Annotated in this window: 16 protein-coding genes; 9 read left to right on the top strand and 7 right to left on the bottom strand. The window is 71.1% G+C overall.

All coding sequences use genetic code 11. The features are described 5' to 3' along the window. Window positions 1-16: 16 nt before the first annotated feature. The 3 genes from OG289_RS45285 to OG289_RS45275 are packed head-to-tail and all read right to left on the bottom strand — an operon-like array spanning window position 17 to window position 3,586. Window positions 17-1,009 carry an ABC transporter permease gene (locus tag OG289_RS45285; RefSeq protein ID WP_327319844.1) on the bottom strand — a complete coding sequence of 331 codons (993 nt, stop codon included), beginning with the start codon at window positions 1,007-1,009 and terminating at the stop codon, window positions 17-19. Further along, a complete protein-coding gene (locus OG289_RS45280; protein ID WP_327319843.1) occupies window positions 1,002-2,072 on the bottom strand; it encodes an ABC transporter permease in 1,071 nt (356 codons plus the stop codon). The genes OG289_RS45285 and OG289_RS45280 overlap by 8 nt, the downstream gene beginning before the upstream one ends. Next, window positions 2,069-3,586 (bottom strand): sugar ABC transporter ATP-binding protein, encoded by a 1,518-nt coding sequence (locus OG289_RS45275; RefSeq protein ID WP_327319842.1) that lies wholly within the window; start codon window positions 3,584-3,586, stop codon window positions 2,069-2,071. The genes OG289_RS45280 and OG289_RS45275 overlap by 4 nt, the downstream gene beginning before the upstream one ends. 282 nt (window positions 3,587-3,868) lie before the next feature. Between OG289_RS45275 and rhaI the strand changes: the two genes are divergently transcribed. The 6 genes from rhaI to OG289_RS45245 all read left to right on the top strand — a co-directional run bounded on the left by rhaI (window position 3,869) and on the right by OG289_RS45245 (window position 11,599). Beyond that, window positions 3,869-5,029 carry an L-rhamnose isomerase gene (gene rhaI, locus OG289_RS45270; RefSeq protein ID WP_327319841.1) on the top strand — a complete coding sequence of 387 codons (1,161 nt, stop codon included), beginning with the start codon at window positions 3,869-3,871 and terminating at the stop codon, window positions 5,027-5,029. A gap of 139 nt (window positions 5,030-5,168) precedes the next feature. Next, window positions 5,169-7,208, top strand: coding sequence for a bifunctional aldolase/short-chain dehydrogenase (locus tag OG289_RS45265; protein ID WP_327319840.1), 2,040 nt, complete (start codon window positions 5,169-5,171; stop codon window positions 7,206-7,208). Window positions 7,209-7,213: 5 nt separating this feature from the next. Further along, window positions 7,214-8,650 carry a rhamnulokinase gene (locus OG289_RS45260; protein WP_327319839.1) on the top strand — a complete coding sequence of 479 codons (1,437 nt, stop codon included), beginning with the start codon at window positions 7,214-7,216 and terminating at the stop codon, window positions 8,648-8,650. A gap of 71 nt (window positions 8,651-8,721) precedes the next feature. After that, the gene (locus OG289_RS45255; protein ID WP_327319838.1) at window positions 8,722-9,477 is read left to right on the top strand and encodes a (Fe-S)-binding protein; all 756 of its coding nucleotides are present in this window, start codon (window positions 8,722-8,724) and stop codon (window positions 9,475-9,477) included. Continuing rightward, a complete protein-coding gene (locus OG289_RS45250; RefSeq protein WP_327319837.1) occupies window positions 9,474-10,961 on the top strand; it encodes a LutB/LldF family L-lactate oxidation iron-sulfur protein in 1,488 nt (495 codons plus the stop codon). The genes OG289_RS45255 and OG289_RS45250 overlap by 4 nt, the downstream gene beginning before the upstream one ends. Next, entirely contained in the window at window positions 10,958-11,599 is a 642-nt protein-coding gene (locus OG289_RS45245) for a LutC/YkgG family protein (protein ID WP_327319836.1), read from the top strand. Before OG289_RS45250 ends, OG289_RS45245 begins: the two co-directional genes overlap by 4 nt. Window positions 11,600-11,609: 10 nt before the next feature. On the opposite strand, the gene OG289_RS45240 is transcribed toward OG289_RS45245, so the two are convergent. Continuing rightward, a complete protein-coding gene (locus OG289_RS45240) occupies window positions 11,610-12,182 on the bottom strand; it encodes a hypothetical protein (protein WP_327319835.1) in 573 nt (190 codons plus the stop codon). A 106-nt stretch (window positions 12,183-12,288) separates the two neighbouring features. On the opposite strand from OG289_RS45240, the gene OG289_RS45235 reads away from it, so the two are divergent. Beyond that, window positions 12,289-13,146, top strand: a complete 858-nt coding sequence (locus OG289_RS45235) for an AAA family ATPase (protein WP_327319834.1) — start codon at window positions 12,289-12,291, stop codon at window positions 13,144-13,146. Further along, on the top strand, window positions 13,143-14,495 hold the full coding sequence (locus OG289_RS45230) for a vWA domain-containing protein (RefSeq protein WP_327319833.1): 1,353 nt from the start codon (window positions 13,143-13,145) through the stop codon (window positions 14,493-14,495). The genes OG289_RS45235 and OG289_RS45230 overlap by 4 nt, the downstream gene beginning before the upstream one ends. 13 nt (window positions 14,496-14,508) lie before the next feature. Here the strand turns inward: OG289_RS45230 and OG289_RS45225 are convergent, their stop codons facing one another. From OG289_RS45225 to OG289_RS45215, 3 genes are all read right to left on the bottom strand, one after another. Then, on the bottom strand, window positions 14,509-14,874 hold the full coding sequence (locus OG289_RS45225; protein ID WP_327319832.1) for a cupin domain-containing protein: 366 nt from the start codon (window positions 14,872-14,874) through the stop codon (window positions 14,509-14,511). A 143-nt stretch (window positions 14,875-15,017) separates the two neighbouring features. Then, window positions 15,018-15,995, bottom strand: a complete 978-nt coding sequence (locus OG289_RS45220; RefSeq protein ID WP_327319831.1) for a threo-3-hydroxy-L-aspartate ammonia-lyase — start codon at window positions 15,993-15,995, stop codon at window positions 15,018-15,020. Further along, on the bottom strand, window positions 15,992-16,693 hold the full coding sequence (locus tag OG289_RS45215; RefSeq protein ID WP_327319830.1) for a helix-turn-helix transcriptional regulator: 702 nt from the start codon (window positions 16,691-16,693) through the stop codon (window positions 15,992-15,994). Before OG289_RS45215 ends, OG289_RS45220 begins: the two co-directional genes overlap by 4 nt. Before the next feature lie 171 nt (window positions 16,694-16,864). Here OG289_RS45215 and OG289_RS45210 point away from each other — a divergent pair, with 171 nt between their 5' ends. Next, complete coding sequence (locus OG289_RS45210) at window positions 16,865-17,683, top strand: SAM-dependent methyltransferase (protein ID WP_327319829.1); 819 nt, start codon at window positions 16,865-16,867, stop codon at window positions 17,681-17,683. Window positions 17,684-17,686 lie beyond the last annotated feature (3 nt).

The following is a 17,686-nucleotide window of genomic DNA, read 5'->3' as shown; positions in this document are numbered from 1 at the left end:
GTGAGCGAGGCGGGGGTTACGCCGTCGAGGTCGAGGCTGCGGCTCTACGGCCCGCCCGCGCGACGGAGATCTGGCGTGCGACCCGGGGGCCGAGCACGGAGACGACGAGCAGTACGCCGGTGACGACGATCTGCGACTGTGCGGACACGTCCTGGAGGCTCATCACGTTCTGCGCCGCGCCGAGCAGGAAGACTCCCGCGATCGCGCCGCCGAGCGTGCCCTTGCCGCCGTCGAAGTCGATGCCGCCGAGAAGGACGGACGCGATGACGGACAGTTCGAGGCCGGTGGCGTTGTCGTAGCGGGCGCTGGCGTAGTGCAGGGCCCAGAAGATGCCGGTGAGGGAGGCCATCAGGCCGGTCACCGTGAACAGGATCAGCTTCTGTCGCTTGACCCGGATGCCGGCGAACCGGGCGGCCTCCTCGCTGGCGCCGATCGCGAACAGCGAGCGGCCGAACGGGGTGGCGTGCAGGACGACCACCGCGATCGCGAGCAGGACGACGAAGGGCAGGAAGGCCTGCGGGAGGAAGGTGTCCCCGAGGCGGCCGGCCGCGAAGTCCAGGTACTGGGTGGGGAAGTCGGTGACCGCGTCGGAGCCGAGCACGATCTGCGCGACACCCCGGTAGGCGGCCATCGTGCCGATGGTGACGGCGAGGGACGGCAGCCCGAGCCGGGTCACCAGCAGGCCGTTGACGAGCCCGCAGACGACACCGAGCAGCAGGCAGATGGGGATGATCGTCTCGATCGTCATGCCCTGGTTCCACAGGACGCCCATCACCGAGCCGGACAGGCCGGCCGTGGAGGCGACCGAGAGGTCGATCTCGCCGGAGACCACCAGCAGGGTCATCGGCAGGGCGATGAGCGCGATCGGGAGGGTGTTGCCGATCAGGAAGGACAGGTTGAGGGCGTTGCCGAAGCCGTCCACGAAGGAGAAGGACAGCAGGAGCAGGACGATCAGGAGGGCGCCGACGACCGTGTCCCAGCGGACGGCACGGGTGAGCGACTCAGGCACGAGCCTCCCCCTTCTCTACGGCCGGCTTGATGGACGCCGACTTCTTCTTCAGGGCGGACGCCACCCGCACGGCGACGATCCGGTCGACCGCGATGGCCAGCAGGAGCAGGACGCCGTTGATGGCGAGCACCCAGACCGAGCTGACGCCGAGGGCGGGCAGGACACTGTTGATGGAGGTGAGCAGCAGCGCGCCGAGTGCGGCGCCGTAGACGCTGCCGGAGCCGCCGGTGAAGACGACGCCGCCGACCACGACCGCGCTGACGACGGTGAGTTCGTAGCCGTTGCCCGTGCTTGAGTCGACGTTGCCGAACCGGGCCAGGTACATCGCCCCCGCGAGGCCGGCGAGCCCGCCGCAGAAGGTGTAGGCGGCGAGGATGCGCTTGCGCACCGGGATGCCGGCGAGGCGGGCGGCCTCCGGGTTGGAGCCGAGCGCGTACAGCTCGCGCCCGCTGCCGAAGTGCTTGAGGTAGTACGCGGTGGCGATCAGGACGGCCAGCGCGATGAGCGCCAGCCACGGGACGGCGGAGAGACCGCCGGAGCCGAAGTCCACGAAGCCGCCCGGGAGGTCGGCCGCGGTGATCTGGCGGGAGCCGACCCAGATGGAGTCGATGCCGCGGATGATGTACAGCGTGCCGAGGGTGACGACCAGGGCGGGCACCTGACCGAGGCTGACGAGCAGGCCGTTCAGGAGCCCGAAGCCGACACCCAGCAGGACGGCCAGCAGGATCGCGATCCCCGGGTCGCCGCCGCCGTGCAGATACGTACCGGCGGCGAAGGCGCTGATGCCGAGGGTGGAGCCGACCGACAGGTCGACGTTGCGGGTGATGACGACCAGGGACTGGCCGGTGGCGACCAGGACCAGGATCGTGGCGTTCAGCAGCAGGTCCTTGATGCCCTGCTCGGACAGGAACTCGCTGTTGCCGGCCTGGGTGACGACGATCATCACCAGGAAGACGACCAGGATGGCGAGCTCGCGCATCTTGAAGACGCGGTCGACCAGCCGGGTGCCGCTGGACTTGGGCACCTCGGCGACGGGGGCCTCGTGGGAAGTGGTCACCGTCATGCGGCGGCCCTCCCGGTGGCTGCGGCCATCACGGTTTCCTCGGTGGCGTCGGAACGGGGGATCTCGGCGGTCAGGCGCCCCTCGTGCATCACCAGCACGCGGTCGGCCATGCCGAGGATCTCGGGCAGGTCGGAGGAGATCATCAGGACGGCGACCCCGTCGGCGGCCAGTTCGCTGAGCAGCCGGTGCACCTCGGCCTTGGTGCCGACGTCGATGCCGCGGGTCGGCTCGTCGACGATGAGCACCTTCGGCCCCGTGGCCAGCCACTTCGCGAGGACGACCTTCTGCTGGTTGCCGCCGGACAGCGTGTTGACGGTGTCGGCGATCCTGGCGTACTTCACCTGGAGCTTGACCGCCCAGTCGAGGGAGCGGCTGCGCTCGGCGCCGCGGTCCATCAGCCCGGCCTTCACCGTCGTACGCAGCCCGGTGAGGCCGATGTTGCGCTCGATGGACATGTCCATCACCAGGCCCTGGGCGCGCCGGTCCTCCGGGACCAGGGCGAGGCCCGCGGCCATCGCGGTGGAGGGGGCGCCGTTGGTGAGCGGACGGCCGTCCACGGAGACCTCGCCTCCGTCCCAGCGGTCGATGCCGAAGACCGCCCGGGCGACCTCCGTGCGCCCGGCGCCGACGAGTCCGGCCAGGCCGACGATCTCGCCGCGCCGCACTTCGAAGGAGACGTCGGTGAAGACGCCCTCCCGGGTGAGCCGGCGGACGCTGAGGGCGACCTCGCCCGGGGTGACGTCCTGCTTGGGGTAGAGCTCGTCGAGGTCGCGGCCGACCATCCGGCGGACCAGGTCGTCCTCGGTCATGCCCTCGATCGGCTCACTGGCGATCCAGGCACCGTCGCGCAGGGTGGTCACCCGCTGGCAGATCTCGAAGATCTCCTCGAGGCGGTGGGAGATGAAGAGGACGGCCGCGCCCTGTTCGCGCAGGGTGCGCACGACTCCGAAGAGGCGGGCGACCTCGCTGCCGGTGAGGGCGGCGGTCGGCTCGTCCATGATCAGGACACGGGCGTCGAAGGAGAGTGCCTTGGCGATCTCCACGATCTGCTGGTCGGCGATGGACAGGCCGCGCGCCGGACGGTCGGGGTCGAGGTCGACGCCGAGGCGCTTCATCAGGGCGGCGGTGGCCGCGTGGGTGGCCTTGTGGTCGATCCGGCCCAGCGCCCGCCGGGGCTGGCGGCCCATGAAGATGTTCTCGGCGATCGAAAGGTCGGGGAAGAGCGTGGGCTCCTGGTAGATCACGGCGATGCCGGCGTCGCGGGCGTCGCCGGGGCCGTGGAAGGCGACGGGCTCACCGTCGAGCAGCACCCGACCGGCGTCCGGTCGGTGCACCCCCGCGAGGGTCTTGATCAGGGTCGACTTGCCCGCGCCGTTCTCACCGGCGAGGGCGTGGACCTCACCGGGAAACAGCTCCAGGGAGACGCCCCGCAGGGCGCGTACGGCGCCGAAGGACTTGGCTACGTCCCTCAGCGCCAGCACCGGGGCTGGTCCCGTGTCGGACGGGTGGGTCATGGGTGGCTCCTCGACGACGTCCGCGAACCGGTTCCCACCGAGAGCCGGGGGCCGTCACGACGTCGTGAAAGGTTTCAACTGGATTGCCGGGACGTTAGACATGCCGGGCATGTGACGTCAATGGGTGCGTGTCGAAAAGTTATCGATAGCCGAAGGTCGCATGGCGGTCACGAGCAAAGGGCCTGGACGGAGGGCTTGACACTCTCCCGGCTGGCTCATAGCTTCCCGTTCTGAATCGTTTCATCCGGGAGTCGTTCCGGACTGATGCCACAGGAGCCCGAAGTGACCGACCTCGCCGCGGTGAAGGCCGTGCTGAAGACCCAGGCCGTCGAGACGCCGTCGTGGGCGTACGGGAACTCGGGGACCCGCTTCAAGGTGTTCGCCCAGGAGGGCGTCCCGCGCACCCCGCAGGAGAAGCTGGACGACGCCGCACAGGTGCACGCGTTCACCGGCGTCGCCCCGACCGTGGCGCTGCACATTCCGTGGGACAAGGTGGAGGACTACTCCGCACTTGCGAAACATGCCGAGGACCGGGGCGTGAAGCTGGGGGCGATCAACTCCAACACCTTCCAGGACGACGCCTACAAGCTGGGCAGCATCTGCCACCCGGATGCGGCGGTGCGGCGGAAGGCGCTCGATCATCTGCTGGAGTGCGTCGACATCATGGACGCGACGGGCTCCGCCGATCTGAAGCTGTGGTTCGCCGACGGGACGAACTATCCCGGGCAGGACGACCTCCGCGAGCGGCAGGACCGGCTGGCCGAGGGCCTGGCCGAGGTGTACGCGCGGCTCGGGGACGGGCAGCGGATGCTGCTGGAGTACAAGTTCTTCGAGCCCGCCTTCTACTCGACGGACGTCCCCGACTGGGGGACGGCGTACGCGCACTGTCTGAAGCTCGGCCCGAAGGCACAGGTCGTGGTCGACACCGGGCACCACGCGCCCGGAACCAACATCGAGTTCATCGTCGCCACCCTGCTGCGGGAGGGGAAGCTCGGCGGGTTCGACTTCAACTCCCGGTTCTACGCCGACGACGACCTGATGGTGGGAGCGGCCGACCCGTTCCAGCTGTTCCGGATCATGTACGAGGTGGTGCGCGGGGGCGGGTTCACGTCCGAGGTCGCGTTCATGCTCGACCAGTGCCACAACATCGAGGCGAAGATTCCGGCGATCATCCGTTCCGTGATGAACGTGCAGGAGGCGACGGCCAAGGCGCTGCTCGTCGACCGGTCGGCGTTGGCTGCCGCGCAGGCGTCCGGCGATGTGCTGGAGGCGAATGCCGTGGTGATGGACGCCTACAACACCGATGTGCGGCCGTTGCTTCGTGAGGTGCGGGAGGAGATGGGGCTGGACCCCGAGCCGATGGCGGCTTACCGGCGGTCCGGGTGGGCCGAGAAGATCGTTGCCGAGCGGGTCGGTGGGGAGCAGGCCGGCTGGGGCGCGTGAGCGTCCGCCGAGATCTGTGATTCGCGGGCTGCGGGCCCGTCGTGGCCGGTCGCACCCACGCGGCAGAACCGCACATCGATACCGCCCGCGCCCCTGGAAAGCATGCAGTCACCCTCTTTCACGTAAGGACTCGAAGTTCATGGCACCGCACCCCGAAGCCTCTGCTCTCATCGGCCGGTCGCACCGGCTCGGCGCTGATCCTCGTAACACCAACTACGCCGGCGGGAACGCCTCCGCCAAGGGAACCGACACCGATCCCGTGACCGGTGGGGACGTCGAGCTGATGTGGGTGAAGGGGTCGGGCGGCGACCTCGGCACGCTCACCGAGGCCGGGCTCGCCGTACTGCGGCTGGACCGGCTGCGGGCACTGCAGGACGTGTACCCGGGGGTCGAGCGCGAGGACGAGATGGTCGCCGCGTTCGACTACTGCCTGCACGGCAAGGGCGGTGCGGCGCCGTCGATCGACACCGCCATGCACGGGCTCGTCGACGCCGCCCACGTGGACCATCTGCACCCCGACTCCGGTATCGCGCTCGCCTGCGCGGCCGACGGGGAGAAGCTGACCGCCGAGTGCTTCGGCGACGCCGTCGCCTGGGTGCCCTGGCGGCGGCCCGGCTTCCAGCTCGGGCTCGACATCGCCGCCATCAAGGCCGCCAACCCGCAGGCCGTCGGATGCGTCCTCGGCGGGCACGGGATCACCGCCTGGGGCGACACCTCCGAGGAGTGCGAGCGCAACTCGCTGCACATCATCCGCACGGCCGAGGCCTTCCTCGCAGAGAAGGGCAAGGCCGAGCCCTTCGGTCCTGTCCTCGACGGCTACGAGGCGCTGCCCGAGGACGAGCGGCGGGAGCGGGCCGCCGTGCTCGCGCCGCACGTGCGGGCCATCGCTTCCCAGGACAAGCCGCAGGTCGGGCACTTCACCGACTCCGACGCCGTCCTCGACTTCGTGGCGCGGGCCGAGCACCCGCGTCTTGCCGCGCTCGGCACCTCCTGCCCGGACCACTTCCTGCGCACCAAGGTGCGGCCGCTGGTCCTCGACCTGCCCCCGACCGCTCCGCCGGCCGAGGCCATCGCGCGGCTGAAGGAGCTGCACGCCGCCTACCGCGAGGAGTACGCCGCCTACTACCAGCGGCACGCCGAGCCCGACTCCCCCGCCATGCGCGGCGCCGACCCCGCGATCGTGCTCGTCCCCGGTGTGGGCATGTTCTCCTTCGGCAAGGACAAGCAGACCGCGCGCGTGGCCGGCGAGTTCTACGTCAACGCGATCAACGTGATGCGGGGCGCCGAGGCGGTGTCGACGTACGCGCCGATCGAGGAGTCGGAGAAGTTCCGCATCGAGTACTGGGCGCTGGAGGAGGCCAAGCTCCAGCGGATGCCGAGGCCCAAGCCGCTCGCCACCCGGGTTGCCCTGGTGACGGGGGCCGGGAGCGGGATCGGGAAGGCGATCGCGCACCGTCTGGTCGCCGAGGGCGCGTGTGTCGTCGTCGCCGATCTCGACGCCGAGAACGCCGCCGCCGTCGCGGAGGAGCTGGGCGGGCCCGACAAGGCCGTCGCCGTCACCGTCGACGTGACGTCCGAGGAACAGATCACCGCTGCCTTCGAGGCCGCCGCGCTCGCCTTCGGCGGGGTCGACCTCGTCGTCAACAACGCCGGGATCTCCATCTCCAAGCCGCTTCTGGAGACCTCGGCGAAGGACTGGGATCTCCAGCACAACATCATGGCCCGCGGTTCTTTCCTCGTCTCGCGTGAGGCGGCGCGGGTGATGATCGCGCAGGGGCTGGGCGGGGACATCGTCTACATCGCGTCGAAGAACGCCGTCTTCGCCGGACCCAACAACATCGCCTACTCGGCCACCAAGGCCGATCAGGCCCACCAAGTGCGGCTGCTGGCCGCCGAGTTGGGCGAGCACGGCATCCGCGTCAACGGGGTCAACCCGGACGGCGTGGTGCGCGGCTCCGGCATCTTCGCCGGTGGCTGGGGTGCTCAGCGCGCGGCCGTGTACGGGGTCCAGGAGGAGAAGCTGGGCGAGTTCTACGCGCAGCGGACCATCCTCAAGCGTGAGGTGCTGCCGGAGCATGTCGCGAACGCCGTGTTCGCGCTGACGGGCGGGGAACTCACCCACACCACCGGACTGCACGTCCCTGTCGACGCGGGTGTGGCGGCCGCGTTCCTCCGGTGACGGCCGTGAAGTCGTACGCCGCTGTCGACCTCGGCGCGTCCAGCGGGCGTGTCATGGTCGGCCGCGTGAGCCCGGACTCGCTGGAGCTGGCTCAGGCGCACCGCTTCCCCAACCGGCCGGTCCGGGTTCCGGAGGGGCTGCGCTGGGATGTGCTGTCCCTGTACGCGGGGGTGCTGGACGGGCTGCGGGCGGCCGGTCAGGTGGACTCGGTCGGCATCGACAGCTGGGCCGTGGACTATGGCCTGCTCGACGCCGACGGGGCGCTGCTCGGCAACCCCGTCCACTACCGCGACGCCCGGACCGAGGGTGTCGCGGAGAAGGTGTGGGGAGCCGTCCCGGCCGCCGAACTCTACGCGGCCACGGGCCTTCAGTACGCGCCCTTCAACACCCTGTACCAGCTGACGGCCGCGGCTTCCTCGGCCCAACTGGCGCAGGCCCGGCGGCTGTTGCTCATCCCCGACCTGCTGACCTACTGGCTGACCGGCGAGCAGGGCACCGAGCTCACCAACGCGTCCACCACCCAGCTCATCGATCCCCGGACGCGCGACTGGTCCTACGACGTCGCCGCCCGGCTCGGCGTCGACCTGAGCCTGTTCGCGCCCCTGCGGCAGCCCGGCGACCCGGCCGGTCTGCTGCGGGCCGAGGTGCTGGAGGAGACGGGACTGACCGGGCCCGTGCCGGTGACGGCCGTCGGCTCGCACGACACGGCGTCGGCCGTGGCCGCCGTCCCCGCCACCGGTGAACGGTTCGCCTACATCTGCACCGGCACCTGGTCCCTGGCCGGACTGGAACTGGACGCGCCCGTGCTCACCGAGGAGAGCCGCGCCGCGAACTTCACCAACGAGCTGGGGCTGGACGGCACGGTCCGCTACCTGCGCAACATCATGGGGCTGTGGCTGCTCCAGGAGTGCGTACGGGCCTGGGGCGACCCGGAGCTGGGCGGACTGCTGCGGGATGCGGCCGCCGTGCCCGCGCTGCGGTCGGTGGTGGACGCGGGGGACGCGGCCTTCCTGGCCCCCGGGCGGATGCCGGAGCGCATCGCCGAGGCGTGCCGCGCCTCCGGGCAGCCGGTGCCCGCCTCTCCCGCCGAGATCACGCGCTGCATCCTGGACTCCCTCGCCCTCGCCCACCGGCGGGCCGTCGAGGAGGCCCAGCGGCTCGCCGACCATCCGGTCGACGTCGTCCACATCGTCGGCGGCGGCACCCGCAACGCGCTGCTGTGTCAGCTCACCGCCGACGCCTGCGGGCTGCCGGTGGTGGCCGGTCCGACGGAGGCGGCCGCGCTCGGCAACGTGCTCGTCCAGGCCCGGGCCCACGGGCTGGTGGGCGATCGCGCCGAGATGCGCCGGCTGCTCGTCCGTACGCAGCCCCTGACCCACTACGAGCCGCAGGGCGACGCCCAGCGCTGGCGCGAGGCGGAGGCCCGGCTCGCCGCGTGGTGAGCCGGGGCTCACCCGGGTCCCCATACCGGACTACCCTGCACTCATCCGATGACCAACCCCTAGGAGCCGCGATGCGTGTCGCACTGTTCCTGACCTGTGTCAACGACACGCTCTATCCGGACACCGGCCGTGCCGTGGTGAAGCTCCTGACCAGGCTGGGTGTCGAGGTCGACTTCCCGATGGCCCAGACCTGCTGCGGGCAGGCCCACTACAACACCGGCTACCGCCATGAGGCCGAGCCGCTCGCCCGGCATTTCTCCGATGTCTTCGGGGAGTACGAGGCGATCGTGACGCCGTCCGGGTCCTGCGGGGCGATGGTGCGGGAGCTGTATCCGAGGATGGGCGAGCGGGCCCGGGCCGAGGGGCGCGGGGACACCCTCGCCGCCACGCTGGCGCCGGTGGTCCCGAAGACGTACGAGCTCACCGAGTTCCTGGTGGACGTGCTCGGGGTGACGGACGTCGGCGCGTACTACCCGCACACGGTGACCTATCACCCGACGTGTCACGGACTGCGGAGTCTCGGACTCGGGGAACGGCCCCGGCGGCTGCTCCAGGCGGTGAAGGGGCTGGAGCTGGCCGAACTGCCCGGCGCCGACGAGTGCTGTGGCTTCGGCGGGACCTTCGCGCTGAAGAACGCGGACGTCTCGGCGGCGATGGGCGCCGACAAGGTGCGCAACGCCGAGTCGACGGGCGCCGAGGTGCTGTGCGCGGCCGACAACTCCTGCCTGATGCACATCGGCGGGACCATGGCCCGGCTGAGGACGGGCATGCGGCCGGTGCACATCGCGGAGATCCTGGCGAGCACGGAAGAGGAGCCGGCCCTGTGAGCGGGACGTTCGTCGGGATGCCGGCGTTCCCGAAGGCCGCGCACGAGGCGGTCGGCAACGCGACCCTGCGCGGCAACCTGCGGCACGCCACGCACACCATCCGCGCCAAACGCGCGGTCGCCGTCGCTGAACTCGACGACTGGGTGGAGCTGCGCGAGGCCGGCAAGCTGATCAAGGACCACACCCTCCGTCATCTCGACCGGTACCTGGTCCAGTTGGAGGAGTCGGTCACGGCGGCGGGCGGCACGGTTCACTGGGCCGCCGACGCGGACGAGGCGAACCGGATCGTGGCCCGACTGGTCAAGGAGACCGGCGAGCCGGAGGTCGTCAAGGTCAAGTCGATGGCCACGCAGGAGATCGGGCTCAACGAAGCGCTCGAGGCCGAGGGCATCCGGGCCTACGAGACCGACCTCGCCGAGCTCATCGTGCAGCTCGGCAAGGACCGCCCCTCGCACATCCTCGTCCCGGCCATCCACCGCAACCGGGGTGAGATCCGGGACATCTTCCGCGCGGAGATGAGTGAGTGGGGGCGCCCGGCTCCCGAGGGCCTCACCGACACGCCCGCCGAACTCGCCGAGGCCGCCCGCCTCCATCTCCGGGAGAAGTTCCTGCGGGCCAAGGTGGGGATCTCCGGCGCGAACTTCATGGTCGCCGAGACCGGCACCCTGGTCGTCGTCGAGTCCGAGGGCAACGGGCGGATGTGCCTCACGCTCCCCGAGACCCTGATCTCCGTCGTCGGCATCGAGAAGATCGTGCCGACCTGGCGGGACCTGGAGGTCTTCCTCCAGACGCTGCCCCGCTCCTCGACGGCCGAGCGCATGAACCCCTACACGTCGACCTGGACCGGGACGACGGACGGCGACGGTCCGCAGACCTTCCATCTCGTGCTGCTGGACAACGGCCGCACCGACACCCTCGCCGACGAGGTCGGCCGCCAGGCCCTGCGCTGCATCCGCTGCTCGGCCTGTCTGAACGTCTGCCCGGTGTACGAGCGAGCGGGCGGCCACGCCTACGGCTCCGTCTACCCGGGCCCGATCGGCGCGATCCTCAGTCCCCAACTCCGGGGCATACAGAGCGAGATCGACGCCTCACTCCCGTACGCCTCATCCCTCTGCGGAGCCTGTTACGACGTCTGCCCGGTCGCCATCGACATCCCGGAGGTGCTGGTGCACCTGCGGGAACGGGTCGTCCAGGGCGGGCCGGTGACGCGGGACGGCAACAAGGTGGTGCTGAAACCTGCCAAGGGCCATGCCGCCGAACGCGCCGCGATGCGGGCGGCCCGCTGGGCGTTCGGCCGCCCCGGCGCCCTGCGCACCGGGCAGCGGCTCGCCTCCCGCACCCGCCGCCTGCACCCTCGTACCCTGCCCGGTCCCGGGAAGGCGTGGAGCGGTACGCGGGATCTGCCGGCCGTGCCCGCGGAGCCGTTCCGCGACTGGTGGCAGCGTACGAACGGCGGCACCACCGGCAAGGAGGCGGCGAAGTGAGCAGCAGGGAGCGGATCCTGGGCCGGGTGCGGCGCGCGCTGGCCGACGTGCCGCCGGACGACACCCCGTACGGGGAGGCCGTCGCGCGCGACTATCTGCGCGAGCACGGCGACCGGAGCGTCGAGGAGACGGTGGAACTGCTGGCGGAGAACCTGGCGGACTACCGGGCCGTCGTCCACCGGTGCGGTGAAGGTGAACTGCCTTCCGTGGTAGCCCGGTTGCTCGCGGAGCGGAAGGCGGCGACCGTGCTCGTGCCGCCCGGGCTGGAAGAGGCGTGGCTGGCGGAGACGGACGTCGCGCGCGTGCCGGACCGGGGTGAGAGCACCGCGCACGAACTCGACCGGGTCGACAGCGTGGTCACCGCGTGCGCGGTGGCCATCGCGGAGACGGGGACGATCGTGCTCGACGGCGGGCCCGACCAGGGCCGTCGCCGGATCACCCTCGTGCCCGACCACCACATCTGCGTGGTGCGGGTGCCGGACCAGGTCGTGTCCTCCGTCCCTCAGGGCCTCGAACGGCTCGATCCCGGACGTCCGTTGACATGGATCTCGGGCCCCTCCGCCACCAGCGACATCGAGCTGGACCGGGTGGAGGGAGTGCACGGCCCGCGCACGCTGGAGGTGATCCTGGTGGGCTGACGGAGCCTGTTCAGGAGTAGGTCATCGCGCAGCCGTGGCGCAGGGAGTATTGGGCGGCGCGCAGGTACACCGCCGTGTAGAACGCGGTGGCGAGGTCGTCGGCCCAGGGGCCCGGCCGGGCCGCCGCGACCTCCTCCGCCTCTCCCTCCAGGAACCACAGGGTCAGTTCGAGGTTGCCGGAGGTCGCCGGTATCAGGTCCAGCGGCAGACCGAGGGCCGCGGCGAGCCGCTCGGCGACGGCGAGGACGTACGGTGCTCCGACGACCAGCGTCTCGTCCGTGTACGCGGAACCGACGGGCAGCTCGATGCCCTCCTCCAGCGCGAACGGGACCAGGAGCGACCAGTCGAGGAGGGTGTGCCCCTCCTCAGGGGGCAGCCGTGCCCGGCACAGCTCGACGAAGCCGTCCATCGACGGGCTCATCTTCTCCTCGAACCACCCCGGGCCTTGGGGGGCCTTCGGTTCGTACGGCGGCAGTCCGCGCCGCTCCAGCTCCCTGTTCAGGGCCGAGGCGACGTCTCCGTAGCCGTCCTCCCCCGGGGCCGACCAGTCTTGCGGACTCACACTCACGAGATAGACACCCATGGGCGCAACGTACCCGCCGCCACTGACAACATCGACAAGGGAGGTGAACAAGCGCTTAGATATGTGATCGGACCTGTCCAGCCGCGATCGACTCCCGGAGGCCCCGTTGTTCACGTCCGTCGACGATGTCTCGGCCCGGCTCGCCGAGAGCGGCTATCTGGCCTCCCCCGCCGTCGCCACGACCGTCTTCCTCGCCGACCGGCTCGGCAAACCGCTGCTCGTGGAGGGCCCGGCCGGGGTCGGCAAGACGGAACTCGCCAAGGCGGTGGCCGAGGTGGCGGGGGCCCGGCTGATACGGCTGCAATGCTACGAGGGTGTCGACGAGTCCCGGGCGCTGTACGAGTGGAACCACGCCAAGCAGTTGCTGCGCATCAGCGCGGGCCGCGACGAGACGTGGGACGAGACCCGCACGGACATCTTCAGCGAGGAGTTCCTCCTCCCGCGCCCGCTGCTGACCGCCATCCGGGGCGACGAGCCGACCGTCCTGCTGATCGACGAGACCGACAAGGCCGACGTCGAGATGGAGGGGCTGCTCCTCGAAGTGCTCAGCGACTTCCAGGTCACCGTCCCGGAGCTGGGCACGATCACCGCGACCCGCCGCCCCTTCGTCGTCCTCACCTCGAACGCCGGACGTGAACTGTCGGAGGCGCTGCGCCGCCGCTGTCTCTTTCTCCACATCGGCTTCCCCGAGGAGGAGCTGGAGCGACAGATCGTCCGGCTGCGGGTGCCCGGCATCGACGCGGCGCTGGCCGAGTCGGTGGTCCGGGTGGTCGGCGCGCTGCGGGCGATGGACCTGCGCAAGGCGCCCTCCGTCGCCGAGACCATCGACTGGGCGCGCACGCTGCTCGCGCTCGGCGCCACCACCCTCGACGAGAGGGTCGTACGCGACAGTCTGGGCGTGATCCTCAAGCACCAGGACGACGTCCTCAAGGCCGGTGCGAAGCTCGACCTGGACGCCGTGTGAGCGCCGATGTCGCCGACCGTCTGGTCGCATTCGTCGCCGCGCTGCGCGCGCACGGCGTCCGTGTCGGCACCGGCGAGACGGTGGACGCCGCCGAGGCGACGGCGGCGCTGGGGTTCGCGGACCGCGGGCTCCTGCGCGAGGGACTGGCCGCGACGCTGCTGCACTCGACGGACCAACGGCGGCTGTTCGACACCGTCTTCGACCTGTACTTCCCGCGCGGCGTCGGTGCGCCCCAGGACGAGCCCGGCGACCGGGACGACCTGCGCGACCGGCTGGCCGCCGCGCTCGCCGCGGGCGACGAGGCGGTGCTGGCCCGGCTGGCGATCGAGGCGGTCGACGGGCTGGGCGGGTACGGGAGTTCACCGGGCGCGGAGGGCTGGTCCTCGTACCAGACCCTGGAACGGCTGCGCCCGCAGACCCTGTTGGCGCGGGTGCGGGACGACATCCGGTCCCGGGGCGGTGACGTCGGGTTCGCCGACCGGCTCCTCGAGGACGAGATCCGGCGCCGCATCGAGGCCTTCCGCGCTCTGGTGGCCCAGGAGGCGCGGCGCCGGGTGGCGGAGCGGCGCGGGCGGGACGAGATCGCCCGGCGGGCGGTGGCGCCGACCGCTGACCGGGTCGACTTCCTGTACGCGGGGAAGGACCGGCTGGCCGAACTACGCCGGACGGTACAGCCGTTGGCCCGCAGACTCGCCACCCGCATGGCGGCGCGCCGCCGCCGGGCCTCCCGGGGCACCATCGACTTGCGGCGCACCCTGCGCGGCTCCCTCTCGACAGGCGGGGTACCGATGCGGCCCGTGCTGCGCCGCCGGCGTCCGGCCCGCCCCGAACTGGTGCTGCTGTGCGACGTGTCGGGCTCGGTGTCCGGCTTCTCCGACTTCACGATGCTGCTGGTGCAGGCGCTGCACGACCAGTTCGGCAAGGTGCGCGCGTTCGCCTTCGTCAACCGGATCGACGAGGTGACGGGGCTGCTCCAGCACGGCGCGGCCGATCCGGAGGGGCTCGGCGCCCGGATCCGGGCCGAGGCGCGGCTGACGGGCTATCACGGCAGCAGCGACTACGGCGTCGCCCTGGGCGAGTTCGTGGAGCGCTACGGCGCGGCGGTCGGCCCGCGCACCACCGTCTTCGTGCTGGGCGACGCCCGCACGAACATGAGTGATCCGAACACGGCCGCGCTGCGGCAGATCTCCGAACAGGCGCGTCACGTGCACTGGTTGAACCCCGAGCCCCGGCCCCAGTGGGGCACGGGCGACTCGGCGGCACCCGAGTACGCCGAGCTGGTCGCCATGCACGAGTGCCGCAACGCCCACCAACTCGGCGTCCTGGTCGGCAGGTTGCTCCCGGTCTAGCCGTACCCGCCGGCTAGCTCTCCTTCGCCTTCGCGTAGTCCTTCGCCATCCCCCCGGCGAAGTCGTACACCACGCACTGTTCGTCGCCGACGACCCAGGCGTCGTGGCCGGGCGGGACCACGAAGACGTCGCCGGGGCCGACTTCGGCCTCGCCGCCGTCGTCCATCGTGATGTGCATGCGGCCCTGGACCACATAGCCGTTGTGGTGCACCTCGCAGCTCTTGGTTCCGGCGATCGGCGCCACGGACTCGGTCCAGCGCCATCCCGGTTCGAAGGTCCCGACGGCGAAGTCGAGGCCGGTCATGTGAACGGCCTCCAGGTGGCCGCGGGGGAAATCGCGTCGCTCGTCCGGCTTGTCGAGCGTCTTCACTTCCATCATGACGCTCCCTCCTTCCGGCCGCGCTTCATCGCGGCCGGGGCCCGTCTCCCCGGCGGCAGGGGCGTCACCGGTGGGGGCCGAGCCCCACACCTCCATGGTCCGCCTGTCCACCGACAGCCGCCAGTCGGAGCAACCGCCCCTGTTCAGGCGGCGCCGCCGCACAGCTCCGCGAAGCGGCCGGTGTCGATGTTGCCGCCGGAGATGATCACACCGACGCGCCGGGGCAGGGTGTCGACCCGTCCTGCGAGGAGGGCGGCGAGCGGAGTGGCGCCGCTGGGCTCCACGACGATCTTCAGGCGTTCGAAGGCGAACCGCATGGCCGCGCGGATCTCGTCGTCGGAGACCAGGACGATCCCGTCCACGAGCCGCCGGTTCACCGAGAAGGTCAGCTCCCCGGGCGTGTGCAGGGCCTGGCCGTCGGCGATGGTGTGCGGTACCGGGATCTCGACGCGCCGGCCCGCCTCCAGCGACCGCTTGGTGTCGTCCCCGGCCTCCGGTTCGACGCCGACGACGCGGATGCCCGGCCTCAGCCCCTTGACGGCGGTCGCGCTGCCGGCGATCAGCCCGCCGCCCCCGACCGGCGCCAGCAGGGCGTCCAGATCCCCGGCCTCCTCCAGGAGTTCGAGCGCGGCGGTGCCCTGGCCCGCCATGACGTGCGGGTGCTCGTAGGGCGGGATCAGCGCCAGGCCCCGCTCGGCGGCGAGCGCCTCGGCGACGGCCACCCGGTCGCCGGTGTAGCGGTCGTACGTCACGATCTCCGCGCCGTACCCTGCCGTCGCCGCCCGCTTGGAGCGGGGCGCGTCCTCGGGCATGACGATCACGGCGGTGGTGCCGAGTTCTCGCGCGGCCAGGGCGACGGCCTGGGCGTGGTTGCCGGAGGAGTACGCGGCGATGCCCCGGGCGAGCTGCTCGGGGGCCAGCCGGGAGGCCGCGTTGTAGGCGCCGCGGAACTTGAAGGCGCCGACGCGCTGGAAATTCTCGCACTTCAAAAGGACCTCCGCGCCGACGATCCGGTCGAGGGTCCGCGAGCGCAGCACGGGTGTGCGGTGCGCGACGCCCTTGAGCCGGGCGGCCGCGTCGCGCACGTCGTCGAGGGTGATCGGCGGGGGTGTGGTCGTCACGGATGTGCTCCCTCGGGGGTGTCGTCGGTGCCGGTCGCCGCGGTCCCGTGCGCGGCTCTGGCCTGGGAGAGGTAGCTGTAGGCGGAGGCGCGGGAGATGCCCAGGCGGGCGGCGACCTGCTCGATCGCGCGGCGCACGGCGAACACGCCGTGTTCGTCCAGGCTGCGGATGAGCGCAAGCCGACGCGAGCGGTCGAGGCCGGCCCAGGTCTGGTCCTGGCGCAGCAGATGGGCGTCGAGGAGGGCGTCGACGACGGAGTCGATGTCGTCGCCGAAGGTGGTCACGGGAGCGTCGGCCCGCACTCCGGTCGTCCCGGCGAGCGCGGCCAGCAGGCCCTGCACCCGGTCCACCTCGGTGACGTCCACGTTGACGCACAGCGCGCCGAACACCGCGCCCGTGGAGTCGCGCAGCACCATCGTGGACGACTTCACGAGCTGTCCGGCGCCGGTGCGGGTGACGTAGTTCAGCTCGTCGGCGGCGTCGTCGCCGCGGGCGAGGACCCGCATGCCGATCTCGCTCATCGCCCCGCCGACCGCCCGCCCCGTCACCGACCCGGCGACGGCGACGACGGACTTCTCCGGCCGCCGGTAGTCGTGCAGCACCACCTCGCACACCGGCCCGAAGGTGGCCGCGATCCCGTCGACGACGGGGGTGAGCGCGCGCAGGATCGCGTCCCGCTCGGTCTCCCGGGTTTCCATACCCGCATTAGACCACGAATCCAGACACTGGACCAGGTGTCCAACACCTCCCATGCGTCGACACCTTCAGGGGAACCGTCGATCAAGGGGGTGGTGTCGCCAATTGCCGTTTCCCTAAGATGTGTTGTCGGCCGCGCCAGTCCGTGGCACGGCGGGGAACTGGGGGAAGAGATGCAGCCCGGCAAACAGCTGTCCACGTCGATCGATGCCACGGTTCCCACAGCCGCGCGCATGTACGACCACTACCTGGGCGGCAAGGACAACTACGCGGCCGACCGCGCGGCCTGCGAGGAACTCGACAAGGTCGTCCCGAGCACCCGCGTCCTCGCGCTGAACAACCGGCGCTTCCTGCAGCGGGTCGTGAAGACCCTGACGCAGGAGTACGGGATCCGGCAGTTCCTCGACCACGGCTCAGGCCTGCCCACCCAGGACAACATCCACCAGGTCGCCCAGCGCATCGACCCGAGTTCGAACGTCGTCTACGTCGACAACGACCCCATGGTGCTCGTGCACGGCCGGGCCCTGCTGGAGCAGGACGAGCGGACCACCGTCATCCACGCCGACATGCGGGAGACGGAGGCCATCTTCGCCCATGAGGACACCAGGCGCCTGATCGACTTCTCTCAGCCGGTGGCCGTGCTGTTCAACTCGGTCTTCCACTGCATCCCCGACAGCGACACCGACGGGCCGCAGGCGGTGGTCCGCCGGGTGACCGAACACCTCGCCCCCGGCAGCTATCTGGTGATGTGCCAGCTGGTCAGCGAGGACCAGGCGGTCAGGGAGTTCGTCACCGACTTCATGGACAAGGCCACCCAGGGCCACTGGGGCCGGGTGCGCCAGGAGAAGGACGTCGCCGCACTGTTCGAGGGCCTGGACATCCTCGACCCGGGACTGGTGGAAGTGTCCACCTGGCGCCCGGACACCGAGGTCGCACCCCGGCAACTCACGCAGGAGTGGATCGAGTTCGGCGGCGTGGGCCGCCTCGGCTGATCG

This window comes from Streptomyces sp. NBC_01235 (assembly GCF_035989285.1).
GTDB lineage: Bacteria > Actinomycetota > Actinomycetes > Streptomycetales > Streptomycetaceae > Streptomyces.
The sequence above is the reverse complement of the archived record's forward strand: the minus strand, read 5'-3'. Positions and strand labels throughout refer to the sequence as shown.